Source organism: Celerinatantimonas sediminis, assembly GCF_046054195.1.
In the GTDB taxonomy this organism is placed as follows: domain Bacteria; phylum Pseudomonadota; class Gammaproteobacteria; order Enterobacterales; family Celerinatantimonadaceae; genus Celerinatantimonas.
Window position 1 is genome coordinate 34,999 of record NZ_JBEQCS010000003.1, and the last position, 13,884, is coordinate 48,882.

Annotated in this window: 14 protein-coding genes and 1 other annotated feature; of the genes, 4 read left to right on the forward strand and 10 right to left on the reverse strand. The window is 43.3% G+C overall.

Annotated elements, in window-relative coordinates:
• The first annotated feature begins 50 nt into the window (after positions 1-50).
• The 3 genes from ABTQ23_RS04960 (at position 51) to ABTQ23_RS04970 (ending at position 2,619) form a co-directional block, all read left to right on the forward strand.
• Positions 51-794 carry a DeoR family transcriptional regulator gene (locus tag ABTQ23_RS04960; RefSeq protein ID WP_408614544.1) on the forward strand — a complete coding sequence of 248 codons (744 nt, stop codon included), beginning with the start codon at positions 51-53 and terminating at the stop codon, positions 792-794.
• Between the two features lie 360 nt (positions 795-1,154).
• Positions 1,155-1,811: an OmpW/AlkL family protein gene (locus tag ABTQ23_RS04965; RefSeq protein ID WP_408614545.1), complete on the forward strand. Its 657-nt coding sequence runs from the start codon at positions 1,155-1,157 to the stop codon at positions 1,809-1,811.
• A gap of 67 nt (positions 1,812-1,878) precedes the next feature.
• Entirely contained in the window at positions 1,879-2,619 is a 741-nt protein-coding gene (locus ABTQ23_RS04970; protein ID WP_408614546.1) for a heparin lyase I family protein, read from the forward strand.
• On the opposite strand, the gene ABTQ23_RS04975 is transcribed toward ABTQ23_RS04970, so the two are convergent.
• The 10 genes from ABTQ23_RS04975 to hisG all read right to left on the reverse strand — a co-directional run bounded on the left by ABTQ23_RS04975 (position 2,620) and on the right by hisG (position 13,295).
• The gene (locus tag ABTQ23_RS04975; RefSeq protein WP_408614547.1) at positions 2,620-4,404 is read right to left on the reverse strand and encodes an ABC transporter ATP-binding protein; all 1,785 of its coding nucleotides are present in this window, start codon (positions 4,402-4,404) and stop codon (positions 2,620-2,622) included.
• Positions 4,397-6,139: an ABC transporter ATP-binding protein gene (locus ABTQ23_RS04980; protein ID WP_408614548.1), complete on the reverse strand. Its 1,743-nt coding sequence runs from the start codon at positions 6,137-6,139 to the stop codon at positions 4,397-4,399. Before ABTQ23_RS04980 ends, ABTQ23_RS04975 begins: the two co-directional genes overlap by 8 nt.
• 119 nt (positions 6,140-6,258) lie before the next feature.
• Complete coding sequence (gene hisIE / locus ABTQ23_RS04985; protein WP_408614550.1) at positions 6,259-6,870, reverse strand: bifunctional phosphoribosyl-AMP cyclohydrolase/phosphoribosyl-ATP diphosphatase HisIE; 612 nt, start codon at positions 6,868-6,870, stop codon at positions 6,259-6,261.
• Positions 6,867-7,640: an imidazole glycerol phosphate synthase subunit HisF gene (gene hisF, locus ABTQ23_RS04990; protein WP_408614551.1), complete on the reverse strand. Its 774-nt coding sequence runs from the start codon at positions 7,638-7,640 to the stop codon at positions 6,867-6,869. Before hisF ends, hisIE begins: the two co-directional genes overlap by 4 nt.
• Complete coding sequence (gene hisA, locus ABTQ23_RS04995) at positions 7,622-8,359, reverse strand: 1-(5-phosphoribosyl)-5-[(5-phosphoribosylamino)methylideneamino]imidazole-4-carboxamide isomerase (protein ID WP_408614552.1); 738 nt, start codon at positions 8,357-8,359, stop codon at positions 7,622-7,624. Before hisA ends, hisF begins: the two co-directional genes overlap by 19 nt.
• Complete coding sequence (gene hisH, locus ABTQ23_RS05000) at positions 8,360-8,965, reverse strand: imidazole glycerol phosphate synthase subunit HisH (RefSeq protein WP_408614553.1); 606 nt, start codon at positions 8,963-8,965, stop codon at positions 8,360-8,362.
• Positions 8,965-10,035 (reverse strand): bifunctional histidinol-phosphatase/imidazoleglycerol-phosphate dehydratase HisB, encoded by a 1,071-nt coding sequence (hisB, locus tag ABTQ23_RS05005; RefSeq protein ID WP_408614554.1) that lies wholly within the window; start codon positions 10,033-10,035, stop codon positions 8,965-8,967. Before hisB ends, hisH begins: the two co-directional genes overlap by 1 nt.
• The gene (gene hisC / locus ABTQ23_RS05010) at positions 10,032-11,102 is read right to left on the reverse strand and encodes a histidinol-phosphate transaminase (RefSeq protein WP_408614555.1); all 1,071 of its coding nucleotides are present in this window, start codon (positions 11,100-11,102) and stop codon (positions 10,032-10,034) included. The genes hisB and hisC overlap by 4 nt, the downstream gene beginning before the upstream one ends.
• Before the next feature lie 2 nt (positions 11,103-11,104).
• Positions 11,105-12,391, reverse strand: coding sequence for a histidinol dehydrogenase (gene hisD, locus ABTQ23_RS05015; RefSeq protein ID WP_408614556.1), 1,287 nt, complete (start codon positions 12,389-12,391; stop codon positions 11,105-11,107).
• Positions 12,392-12,395: 4 nt separating this feature from the next.
• Entirely contained in the window at positions 12,396-13,295 is a 900-nt protein-coding gene (gene hisG / locus ABTQ23_RS05020) for an ATP phosphoribosyltransferase (protein ID WP_408614557.1), read from the reverse strand.
• A 24-nt stretch (positions 13,296-13,319) separates the two neighbouring features.
• Positions 13,320-13,442, reverse strand: a sequence feature (His leader region).
• 180 nt (positions 13,443-13,622) lie between these two features.
• Here hisG and ABTQ23_RS05025 point away from each other — a divergent pair.
• Positions 13,623-13,838 carry a hypothetical protein gene (locus tag ABTQ23_RS05025; protein WP_408614558.1) on the forward strand — a complete coding sequence of 72 codons (216 nt, stop codon included), beginning with the start codon at positions 13,623-13,625 and terminating at the stop codon, positions 13,836-13,838.
• Positions 13,839-13,884: the final 46 nt, after the last annotated feature.

Here is a 13,884-nt window from a genome sequence, read left to right on the forward strand (position 1 = left end):
TATCTTGCATGCGTAAGAAAATCGAAAAATTCATTAACAATGAGACAAAAATGAACGCCAGACGTAGTGAAATTATCCAAATTGTAAACCAACGATACAGAATCACTGTTTCAGAACTTTCTGAACACACTGGCGTTTCTGAGGTCACGATTCGACAAGACCTTAATTACTTAGAGCAACTTGGCTACGTGAAGCGTATTCACGGTGCAGCGGTCGCTATTGATAACGACGATATAGCCCAGCAGATGGAAGTGCGCTTTGGCACCAAACAAAAGCTAGCACAACGAGCAGCAGCGTTAGTTGAGCCTGGTGAAACAGTGATGATCGAAGGAGGCAGTGCCAATGCATTGCTAGCTCGAGAGCTTGCCGAACGCGAAGATGTCACATTGATTACCTCGAGTGCCTACATAGCTCATCTGCTACGTAGTACCAACTCCAATATTATTTTGCTTGGTGGTGTCTATCAACATCAAGGCGAGAGTTTAGTGGGGCCGCTTACTCGTTATTGCATAGAAAAAGTTCATTTTAGTACGGCATTCATTGGGATTGATGGTTTTCATCAGGATACTGGTTTTACGAGCCGAGATATGATGCGTGCCGATGTGGTTGATGCAATTTTAGCTAAACAGCGTCGCAATATTGTCTTAACAGATGCGAGTAAATTTGGGCTTATATTTCCATCGACACTAGGTGGTTCGATTGGTGCATTTGATTTGCTGGTTACAAGTCAAGATGCACCAGCGGATGATATTGCTTTCTTAAAGCAACAACCCATTGAGCTTATCACTGTTTAATTATTTGTTAAAATCTCACTCCATAAATAAACCAAGTTATTAACATTTATTTAATATAATATTTATTGATAACTTAGTTTATTCCTCCTTTATTTATAAAATCATTATTTATTTGTATTCAATCTATTTATATCGCTATTTCTTATTAATTATTTCTAATACATTTAAAGTAAATTTATACATTTATTTAACAATTCGTTGAGTTATTGTTAGTTATAAATGTGACTCGTTGCATATTCTTTAAACGAATTGAGGGTTTATGAAAATTAACCCAGATCTACTTGATATCGATCAATATAAATAATGCGTTAAAAAGGCATTTTTACACCCACATAATAAATAGATTCTGGAGATATCTTTATGAGACTCAACGTTCGTCCTTCATGGATGGCTCTGACTGTGCTTTCTGCGTCACTTCTTGCTGTATCAACTGCAAATGCGGCTGATTTTAAACCAAAATCTGCAGGTGATTTTTTAATCCGTGCCCGTATTCTAGATGTTGTGCCTAACGAAGATATTACAGGCTCAATTGCCGGTAGTGCTGATGTAAATAATGACGTTGTACCTGAGCTCGATTTTTCATATTTCTTTACCGATCATATCGCTGCGGAATTGATCGCGGGGACTACGAAACACGATGTAAAATGGAATGCTGGAAGTTCAAGTAAAGTTGATTTAGGTACTGTGCGGTTATTACCACCAACATTAACACTGCAATACCACTTTATGCCAAAACAGCGTTTTAGCCCTTATGTCGGTGCAGGTATTAACTATACTCATTTCTTTGCTGAAGATACGGGTAGTGCAAACTCATCTATCGACTATAAAGATCGGTTTGGCTATGCATTTCAAGCAGGTTTTGACTATGCAATCGCAGGCAATTGGTCAGTTAACCTTGATGTTAAAAAATTATTCTTGCGTACCAAAGTTAATACAGTTGTCAGTGGCAATAATGTAAGTGCATCTGGTAGCTTAAACCCATGGCTGTTAGGCGTTGGTGTAGGTTATCGCTTCTAATTAAGAAGTTTTGTTGCTAGGCTGAAAAACCACCTCAAACGAGGTGGTTTTTTAATGGGAGCAATAAATGAAACCATTCATATGGGTTGCTATTTTTACTTATGTATTATCACAATCTACTTTTGCTAAGCCGTTACAACATGGTCTGTTAGATCCTTTGATGCGCTCACTTAATGATTCATCGTGGGGTTATAAGGTGGTTGTAGCTAGTTCGGCACCGGCTGCATATATTGAGCGTTTTGAAGTGCGCCCAGGTGATTGTGCTGCAAGTCACGGTTGGAATGACTGTAAAGAAGATAGAGAGCGTAGTGAGCTTTCTGAACGTCATAAAACAACTCATGAAGGGCAGACCATCTGGTATCACTGGCAATTTTATCTACCCAATCAATTTATTAATATTTATCCTGCCAAAGTTGCGCTGGGACAGTTTCACCAAAAAAATGCCAAACCAGCTTGGATTTTTGAGTTAAACGATAAAGGCTATGCATTAGTCCGCCATCTTCGAATTAAGCCCAATTATGAAAAACCACTCATTGCTTGGTCGAGCCTAACCAATCGTTGGCATGATATTGCTGTGCGGGTGAGTTGGTTTAAATCAAATAAAGGTCAGCTTGATGTTTGGGTGGATAAGAAAAGAAAGGTCCATTACCAAGGCCCAACAATGAGTGCCGATATCATCTATTTTAAATATGGCCTATACCGCGCATTTATTTCAAGATATCAACACTCAATGCCGACCCAATGGGTTGAATATGCCAACGTTTGCAGTGCGACATATTCATTATTAACCCATGGCTGTCCAAATTAATCATTCTTGCAGTTGAGCGAGTTTGCGCTCCTGCAATTGTAGTTCATACATCGAGCGATAAATACCACCTTTAACTTGCATCAAATGGCGGTGGTTACCTTGCTCGACAAGTTCACCTTTGTCCAAAACTAAGATGTTGTCGGCATGACTAATTGTTGAAAGGCGGTGAGCGACAACAATCATGGTTACTTTACCTCTTAGCCGATTCAGTGCTTTTTGTACGACTTGTTCTGTTTCTGAATCCACATTTGCTGTGGCTTCATCGAGCAGTAATATTTTAGGGGAGCCAGCAAGGGCGCGGGCGATAATCAACTGCTGGCGTTGGCCCGTTGATAAACGCAGGCCACCTTCGCCTAGTTGGGTCTGATAACCCTCTGGCATTTGTTCGATAACTTCATCTAAATGCGCTTCACGAGCAGCTCTCTCAACAGAGCTTTGCCCTAATGAGCGGCCCATATCAATATTCTCATAAATGGAAGAGGCCAGAATAAAGGGTTCTTGCGGAATAAATCCAACCCCGTTTCGCAATGTATCATGATCAAAGCTGGTAAGAGGGTGCTCATCAATTCTTATTTCACCTTGTTGTGGCTGATAAAAATTAAGAAGCAAGCTTAATAGGGTACTTTTACCACTCCCGGTATGACCGACGATGGCATAGAAATCGCCACTTTGGATATCGATATTAATATTTTTGAGCACATGTTGGTCTTGATTATAGCCAAACGAGAGTTCACGAACAGCTAACTTGCCATGTTCAATGGCAGCGCCATGCTCGGCAAAATGCTCTAAAGCAGGTTCTTGGAGCAGTTTGTAAACTCGATCACCTGCCACCATTGCTTGCTGATAAAGGCTGAAACGTTGAGTAATCTCAGCAAGCGGTTCGGTAAAACGCCCTAGATAATTAAGATAAGCATACAGAACACCAATTTGTGCCACACCTTCAACGACCTGTCTGCCAAAGACCCATACCACACCAACCAACACTAAAATACTCAGCAAATTAATTGCTGGACGTAGCAAAAATGACGCAATTTTTATGGTCTGTAAGCGAGTCTGATAGTAGTCGCGATTGGTTTCATTAAACTGAGCGAGTTTTGAGTGCTGTTGATTGGTCGCTTGAATGACCGACATGCCAGCGATGGATTCGCTAATGGTAGCATTAATATCAGAGCGTAATTGCCGACTTTTCGCGACAATTTTACCGCTGAAATGCTGATAGATAAAAATCATCCCACCGACAGTTGGCAATAAGAGCAAGGCAATTAGCATCAATTGCACATTCAAAATCGCCATTGCGGTTAAAATGCCGATAAGCAATATCACGTTAGACATCACATTGGCTAAAAACTGAACGTAAATATCTTTAATAGATTCCGTATCGTTCGTAATATGGCTCACTAATTGGCCCGTGCGCGCCTTGTCAAAAAAAGCCATTGGCAATTTTAACACATGGGCAAAAACACGTTTGCGAATATCAAGCACAGCATTCAGTGCGATATTGATAAATTTTAGGGTCTGCTGATATTGTAAAAATGTTCCCAACACCGTGGTGACAATAAAAGCACTGATTATTCCAACAATTGGCCACAGTGGATAGTTATCAGGCACGATAAAGTTGTCAATAAACACTTTACTCAAGATTGGCCCTAACACATCTAAACCTGTTGCCAGTACTACCAGTAATACAGCTTTAATAAATAGGGCACGATCAGCAAAAACATAACTCATCAGCAATCGAAACGAGCCGGATGAAGAGGCTGATTTTTTCTTGTTTAACTCAGTCATGTTGCGTATTCCCTATCGCTTGTTCCATTTGCTGATAAGTAGCCATTCGCGCATACCAGCCATCTTGTTCTATCAGTGATAAATGCGAACCTCGCTCATTAATCTTACCGTGATGAAGTACTACGACTTCATCTGCATGCTCTAACGCTGACAGGCGATGGCTAACGATAATGACGGTTTGATTTTTACGACTTCTCAGGTGCTGGATGATCTTTTGTTCGGTATGAACATCGACCGCCGAAAGCGCGTCATCTAACATTAAAATTGGGGCATCACTAATGAGTGCTCTGGCTATCGCCAGACGTTGCCGCTGGCCTCCTGATAGCGTGACACCGCGTTCGCCGACTTGGGTGTCATAGCCCTTTTCAAAGCCTAAAATATCGTCGTGAATTGCTGCAACACGGGCGGCTTCATAAATTTGCTCTTCGCTAGCATCGGGTCGTCCCATCCGAATATTCTCAGCAATGGTTGCGCTAAATAAAAATGAATCTTGCGGTACATAAGCAAATAGGGCGCGCAGCGCGCTTAACTGATAACGAGTAATCGGCTTTTGTGCAACAAGCAGTTGACCTTTGGGCGCTTCCCAATAACGCATTAATAATTTAAGCAGCGTAGACTTGCCTGAGCCGGTAGGGCCTGCAATCGCTAGCACTTTGTTTTCATAAATATCAAGGTTGATATGACTTAATGATAGGTGTTCATCGCCAGGATAACTAAAGCTAAGATCAACCAGCTCAATGTGAGCGTTATCAGGGCATTCGCTACCATTATCGACAATGCTGTCAGGCACTGAGAGCAGCTCGTGTAAACGGCCCATTGCTGCGTTGCCTCGCTGGAGAATATTCATTAACCAACCAAAGGCAAACATCGGCCAAATCAATTGAGTTAGGTACATCGTAAAGCTGGTTAACTGGCCGACTGTGAGCTCTTTTTCATGAATTTGCCAACCACCGGCGAGCAGCGTGATAAGCATTGCCGAGCCCAGACATAGTTTAATCGTGGGGCTAAATTTGGCATCTGATCGCTCAACCTTATAGTTACTTGATGCAGCGTTTTCAGCAATCTGATTAAAATCGTGTTTTTCAATTGATTCACGGCCCATGGATTTGATCATTCGGATCCCAACCATGGATTGTTGAGTCTGTTCATTAAGTCGAGAGAACTTATCGAGCGTGTCTTTAAACTGACGATGAATTAAATTAGATAATCGATAAAAACTAGCGCCCATAAAAGGGAAGGGTAACAGCGCTAAAATGGCAAGTCGCCAATCAATAAAGACAAACATCATAATCAAGACCAAGATGAAGGTCAGCATGCCATCAAAGCCGGATAAAATTCCTTCTCCAGCGGCGGTCTCAATCGCATCAATATCATTGGTGGCTCTGGCCATTAAGTCCCCGGTGGAATGCTCGCTATAAAAAGCTTGGCCCTGTTTAGTGAGTCGTTGATAAAAGCGCTCACGCAGGATATTCCCCAGTTTATAGGATGTACCAAACAGCAGCCGTCGCCAACCAAAGCGCAGCCAATAGACGCTCACGCCAGCCAGTGCAAGTAGGTACAGGTAGTGAATTGTATTTGCGAGCTGATGGGTTGCTAAAAGCCTATCAATGGCTCGGCCAATCATCCAAGGAATGGCCATATTAATCAAACCCACGCTAAAGAGCATAATAAGAGCGAGTGAATAGGTATGCCAGTAACGGCGAAAGAACCAGCTCAGATGTCGAAATAACTGCATGAAGGACCTAATTATATAACTGAGCTATTATTTTACCTTGGCGGCGCTGTTGGCACCACCTTGATAAAATGAAAAGCTCATGAAGATAATCTCAGCCCTTCATGAGAGAATGTGATGGTTTATTTATGCCGTGCTTTTAAACAAGCGATTACTTCACGAAGAGGTAATTTTGCATCTTCAAGCAATACCAATAGGTGGAATAACAAATCGGCACTTTCATTGGTTAGCTCATTTCTGTCTTTAACGGTTGCTGCCAAAGCTGTTTCTACGCCTTCTTCACCGACTTTTTGGGCCATTCGTTTGGTTCCAGCAGCAAATAAGCGAGCGGTATAGCTCTGCTCTGGTGAGCTGCCATGACGGCTTGCTATCACCGCCTCAAGTTCAGCTATAAAGCCTAAGTCCGAAGGGTTTTCGTTGCCAAAACAACTGGTTGTTCCAGTATGGCAAGTTGGACCAATGGGTTCAACAACCACTAAAAGCGTGTCGTTGTCACAGTCGAGCTGAATCGATTTAAGATTCAAAAAATTCCCGGAAGTTTCGCCTTTGGTCCAAAGACGTTGTTTGCTACGAGAGAAAAAGGTCACTTTTTCTTCGGTTAAGGTTTTAGCTAACGCGTCTTGGTTCATGTATCCCAACATCAAAACCTGGCCGCTGTGTATGTCTTGGATAATAGCGGGAATTAAACCATCAACTTTTTGCCAATCAACTTTTTCTAACAACTCATTTTTCATAATCTGACAACCACTTGTTCATTATTAAGGTAGGCTTTTAGCTCACCAATATTGATAATTTGTTTGTGAAATACGCTTGCTGCAAGCGCGCCATCGACATCTGCTTCTTTAAATGCTTGAGCGAAATGAACCATTTCTCCAGCTCCACCAGAGGCAATGAGAGGGACTTTGCAAACTTGGCGGACCATTTTAAGTTGTTTAAGGTCATAACCTTGGCGCACGCCGTCCTGATTCATCATGTTGAGTACGATTTCGCCCGCGCCTCGCGCTTGAACTTCTTTAACCCAATCTACGGTATTCCAACCCGTGGTGACGGTGGATTTTTCAGAGCCAGTAAATTGCTTGACCTGATATTGACCACTGGCATCGTCAAAGTAACTATCGATGCCAACCACCACACATTGCACGCCAAAACGATCAGCAAGCCTTGTAATAAGGGTTGGGTCAGCTAACGCTGGTGAGTTAATGGAAACTTTATCCGCGCCATGCATCAGAGTGCGGGCAACGTCTTCTTCTGTTTTGAGCCCACCAGCGACACAAAAGGGGATATCAATCACTTCAGCCACTCGACTCACCCAGCTTTTGTCCACGACTCGGCGATCACTACTGGCCGTAATATCATAAAAAACCAGCTCATCAGCGCCTTCTTGCGCGTATCGTTTAGCTAGAGGGACGATATCACCGATAATTTCATGGTTGCGAAATTGAACACCTTTGACAACCTGACCATCGCGAACGTCCAGACAGGGAATTATTCGTTTCGCCAACATTTGATGGCCTCCTCAACGGTAAACTTACCTTCTAGCAACGCCTTGCCCACGATCACTCCGGCCACACCGGTGGAACGTAGCTCTGCGATATCTTTAAGCGAGCCGATTCCTCCAGAAGACTGAAATTGGATCGTTGGGTAACGCTGACAAAGCTCTTTATACATCGCGATATTAGAGCCCTGTAATGTGCCATCTCGTGAAATATCAGTACACAAAACGTGTTTGAGCCCGTGTGCTAAATAGTGATCAAGCAGCGTCTCAATTTGAGTGCCACTGTCATCTTGCCAGCCTGATACAGCGACTCGTTTTTCACCTTGAGCATTAATATTTACATCAAGCGCTAAGACGATTTGTTCACTGCCATAACGTTCTATCCATTTGGTTACAATCTCAGGTTGTTTCACTGCCATTGAACCAATAACGACTCGGGCAGCTCCTGCTTCGAGGAGATCATGAAGATCATTTTCATCACGAATGCCACCACCGACTTGGACCTTTACATGAGTTTTGCTGATAAGGCGGCGTATTACACTAAGCTGACGAGCCGTTGTGTCTTTGGCGCCATCAAGATCAACGAGATGCAAAACACTGGCGCCTTGATTTTGGTAACTTAAAAACTGGCTAAGCGGATCATCGCTATAAGTTGTTTGTTGTTGGTAGTCGCCCTGATAGAGACGAACGACTTGCCCATTAATTAAATCTAGAGCTGGAATGATCATCTACATCTCCAAGAAATTTTTGATAAGTTGCGCGCCGGCTTTGCCACTGCGCTCAGGGTGAAACTGCACGCCCATAAAGTTGTCTTTGCCAATGGCCGCTGAAAATGGCCCACCGTAATCGCACTCAGCGATTGTGGCATCACTAACACTTAACGCGTAGCTGTGCACAAAATAGAAAAAGCTTTGTGGGTCGATATTGGCAAATAGCGGGTGATCGCTTGGTTTAATTTGGTTCCAGCCCATATGAGGTAGCGGCAAATCTTGCTTGGGCTCTAATTTAGTAATAGTTCCCGGGATTAGCCCTAAGCAATCTTGAGCAGTTTTAGCAACTTGCGCACCACCTTCAAATGATGATTCAACTAAAATCTGCATCCCTAAGCAAATTCCCAAAAGAGGTGCTTTGACCGATTGTACGACTTCAATAAGCTGCTTTTCTTGCAGTTGTTGCATGGCTGCAGCAACGGTTCCAACGCCGGGAAGAAAGACTTTGTCTGCACTTAAAATCAGCTTGGGATCGGCGCTAATCGCAACGTCAAACCCCAAACGTTCCACTGCAAAACGTACTGATGAAAGATTCGCACAACCTGTATCAACGATAATGTTCATTACAACACTCCTTTGCTACTCGGAAGAACGTCACTCGTTTGAGTAATGGCTTGGCCTAATGCGCGCCCAAAGCACTTAAATAGTGATTCAACAACGTGGTGTGTATTTCCATCACTGGCACTAAGGTGCAAGGTACAGTGCAGTGAATCAGCAAGCGAGCGAAAAAAGTGAGGCACCATCTCGGTAGTCATTTGCCCAACTTGCGACTCATTAAAAGATGCATCAAATTTTAAAAATGCCCGTCCCGAGAGATCGATAGCGCATTGAGCTAAGACTTCATCCATTGGTAGTGTAAAGCCGAATCGATTAATTCCGCGTTTATCACCTAAAGCTTGTTCTAAAGCCTGACCTAGCGCCAATGCAGTATCTTCGATGGTGTGATGGTCATCAATATATAAGTCACCTTTGACCTGACAATCGAGATAAAAACCGCCATGGGTTGCTATCTGATCGAGCATGTGATCGAAAAAGCCAATCCCTGTGTTGATAGTACTTTTGGCGCGAGAGTTTAAATCAACCGCAACGCTAATCTGTGTTTCACTGGTGTTACGCTGTACTTTTGCTTTGCGTGCAGTTGCGGTGAGCTCTTCAGTGATAGCTTGCCAATTGTTGCTATCGCGGTCATATAATATGCCAGTGATCCCCATATTTTGGGCAAGTTGCATATCACTTGGACGATCGCCGATGACCACACTTTTAGTAAAATCGACTTTGCCTTGTGTAAGATACGGTTGAACTAAGCCTAAATTCGGTTTACGGCAACTGCAATTCTCTTCGGGTAAATGAGGACAAATTAGAACATCATTGAATGTAATCCCTTGCGAATTAAACAGCTCCATCATTGCATTATGTGGCTTTTCGAAATCTTCACTTGGAAAGCTTATTGTTCCCAATCCGTCTTGGTTACTGACCATAACGAGTTTAAAACCAGCTCCGATGAGCTTTAATAGTGCTGGGATAACAAATGGTTCAAATTTAAGTTTTTCCAAAGAGTCCACTTGTTTATCGCTTTGTGGTTCTTCAATTAGCGTTCCATCGCGGTCAATGAAAAGGATCTTTTGTGCACTCATTGGCATGTTTCTCCCAGCAGCATTTGTGATAATTCTTTAATCGCTTCTAGCGTTTGTTCCATCTCTTGTTGATTACCGATGGTGACGCGAATCGAGCGTTCAAGACGGGGTTTATCAGCGAAGTTTCTCAGCACAATGCCACGCTGAGCGATTTTATCGAACAAATCAGCTTTAAACTGAACTAACACATAATTACCGGTTGCCGAGAAAATAGTATCCGCACAGTTAAGCTTGGCTATCTGGTTAACAAACTCAGCACGTAAGCGATTTGACTCAGCAACGCGCGCTTGCATGCTTGAAAGGCCCTGCGTTAGTACGCCAGTTGCCACCGATGCAACAGGAGATGGAACCGGGTAAGGCGCAATCACTTTAGCTAGCATGCTTATCACTTCATTTTGCGCCAGCACAAAGCCGCAGCGAGCACCTGCAAGGGCAAATGCTTTTGAGAGCGTTCGCAAAATTACGATGTTATCGAACTCTTGGATAAGCCCACTGGCAGTGGCTTGAGGGCTAAATTCAATGTAGGCTTCATCCACAACAATAATTGCTTTATCTTGCTGGGCTTTTGCCAATGTGCGAAGCGCCTCAATATCGACTAAATTACCTGTTGGGTTGTTCGGCGAGCAGATAAAAATGATTTTGGCATTCGCCTTGGCAAGTGCTTGATAGTCAGGATTGAAATCATCATCTAAAGGTTGCTTTATAACATCAACCCCAAATGTTTCGGCGCTGATAGCATACATGCCGTAAGTTGGTGGATTGATAACGATTTGATCTTGGCCTGGTTCGCAGTAAGTCCGAATTAAAACATCGATCGCTTCATCTGCGCCGCGCGTTGCTAAAACTTGCTCAGCACTGACACCAGCGTATTGTGCATAAGCGTTAATTAATTCTGGGGGCTGAAATTCTGGATAGCGATTCAAACGCAGTTCGGCTAATGGATAGTCGGCACTGTCTGGACTTTCATTGGCGTTTAACCAGATATTGCCGACTCCGCCGATTCTTCGCGCCGATTGATAAGGCGTTAATGATTGCACACAGGTACGGGCGAGCTGTTGTGTTGGCATGACTATTTCTCCTGTCCAATGCGAAGCGTGACCGCTCGGCGGTGCGCACTTAAACCTTCTGCGTTAGCAATTTCAATAACTGTTGGGGCTAAGTCGTTGAGGCTTTGCTCGTTTAGTTCTTGAACGGTATAACGTTTCATAAAATCGGCGGTACCTAAACTTGAATAAGTTCGGGTATAACCATAAGTTGGCAGTGTGTGGTTGGTTCCGCTTGCATAATCACCCACTGATTCAGGCGTCCAAGCGCCTAGAAATACACTGCCAGCACTTTTGACTCGAGCCAGTAACTGACGAGGTTGTTCTGTTTGAATAATTAAGTGTTCAGGGCCATAGCTATTTGCTACATCCATGGCTTGCTCAAGAGAATCAACGATAATTGCGCGGCTGTTGGCCAGTGCTTTTTTGGCAATCTCGCGCCGTTCTAATAGCTCAGTCTGTCTATCGACTTCTTTACTAACTTGTGCTGCCAAGTCAGCGCTATCACTGACGAGAATAACTTGAGAGTCAGGGCCGTGTTCAGCTTGAGAGAGCAGATCCGCTGCAACAAACGCTGGGTTTGCTTTTGAATCGGCAATGACTAACACCTCTGATGGACCGGCAGGTAAATCCATCGCCGCACCTTGGTAGTCTTGCGATACTTGTCGTTTAGCTTCGGTCACAAAGGCGTTGCCCGGACCCAAAATTTTATCAACTTTAGGAACGGATTGTGTTCCATAGGCCATTGCTGCTACGGCTTGAGCACCACCGATTGAATAAATTTCATCAACGCCGCACATGTGCGCGGTATAAAGAATAGCGTCGTTAATGGGGGCAGGAGAGCAGAGAATGATTTTTGAACACCCAGCAATTTTGGCTGGAATGGCTAACATCATCACTGTTGATGGCAGCGGGGCACTGCCGCCTGGAACATAGAGTCCCACTTTTTCAAGAGCACTAAAGCGCAGTTCACAACGAATACCCGGTTGGGTTTCAATCATGGTTGGCTTGGGTTTCTGAGCTTGATGAAATTTTGAGATATTGCCACTGGCAAGCTTTATCGCCTGTTTAAATTCATCACTCAAATTATCACCCGCGCGTAGTATCTGCTCTTGACTGACTTGCAGTTGATCTAGTGCGACCTTGTCAAATTTTTCAGTCAATTGTTTAAGTGCGCGGTCTTGTTCTGTTCTAACTTGATTTATGATTTGCGCAACAATTTGGCTAATTTCTTTTGCATTGCTGATTGCCGGACGCTGGAGTGAACTTTGTTTTTGTTCTTCGTTCAGTTGGTTCCAAATTAGCGTTTGCATGAGACTACTCCATCATTTTTTCAATTGGCATAACCAAAATTGAACTTGCACCTAACTCTTTGAGTGCTTCCATTGTTTCCCAGAATAGGTTTTCAGTGCTCACCATGTGCACTGCGACTAAATCATCGCGTCCAGCTAAAGGCAGCAAAGTAGGGCGTTCACTGCCAGGCATTAATTCAATGACTTCTTCTAATTTTGCTTTAGGCGCATGCAACATGATGTATTTGCTTTCTTTAGCCTGCATGACTCCTTGAATACGCAGTAACAATTTATCTAAAAGAGCTTGGTTTGATGGGCTTAGAACGTTGGATGATTGAATGAGCGTTGCTTTAGAGCGATAGATAACTTCGACTTCTTTTAGGCCATTGGCTTCAAGAGTTGCGCCAGTTGAGACCAAGTCACAAATGGCATCTGCTAATCCAGCCCTAGGTGCTACTTCGACGGAACCTGTGAGCATGATATTGGTGTAGTCAATGCCTTGGGTGTCCATGTAGCGCTTAAGTAACCCAGGATAGGTTGTTGCAATTCGCAAATTAGCCAAGGAGCGAGGACCTTTGAACTCAAAATCTTCAGGAACGGCAAGAGACAATCGGCAACCACCAAAATCAAGTCGCGTCAGAGTTTTAAATTCGGTAGATTCTTGCTGACTTTGGCGCAGTAGTGTTTCTTCTTCGAGGACGTTTTCGCCAACAATCCCTACATCGACCACGCCGTCCATAATTAAGCCCGGAATGTCATCATCTCGAACTCGCAAAATATCGATTGGCATATTTTCACAGTGGGCGATAAGGCGCTGTTCGCGTAAGTTAACTTTCATGCCGCAGTTTTTGAACATAAGCTGCGAGTCTTTACTCAGCCGACCAGACTTTTGAATTGCGATTCGTAAACGTTGTTGCTCTGACATTTGGTTGATCCCCTGACATATAAAATTAAAAAACCCTTGGAAGATTGAGCTTCCAAGGGTTTAAAAATGTCTGTCAACCGCCGGAAGCCTCTACGAGTCTTCCAGCACCAATTCTCCTGAAAGACCTATTCGGGATGGTGATGATGGTGATGATGTTTAACGACGATGTTTAACATTACGGGTCTTTTGGTAAATTGGTTAATGTATATCTACAGTAACAACCCAATTGAAAAAAGCAAACTCTTTTTCACAATAAAGTGAAATAAATTAAGAGAGATCATTTTTTGGTCGATATAAGTAATGTCATAACCGATTTGGGGAATTGATATGCCTTTAAATGATCTCATTCCTCCTGTCATTCAGCGGCCTACTGGGCCACCTTTACGACAGGTTAAAGATTCGGATGGCAATCGTCAGGACAGTAAAGGCGAGAAAAATACGAATCTTAAAAATGCTCGTAATAAGGCAGAAACAAGTGATAAAGAGCATAAAGACAAAACCAAAGCGCAATTAACGGATCACGAAATTGATCTATTTGTATAGATGCGAGCAGGGTCTGTTTTTGTCATAATAAGCCTTTGTAACAAAT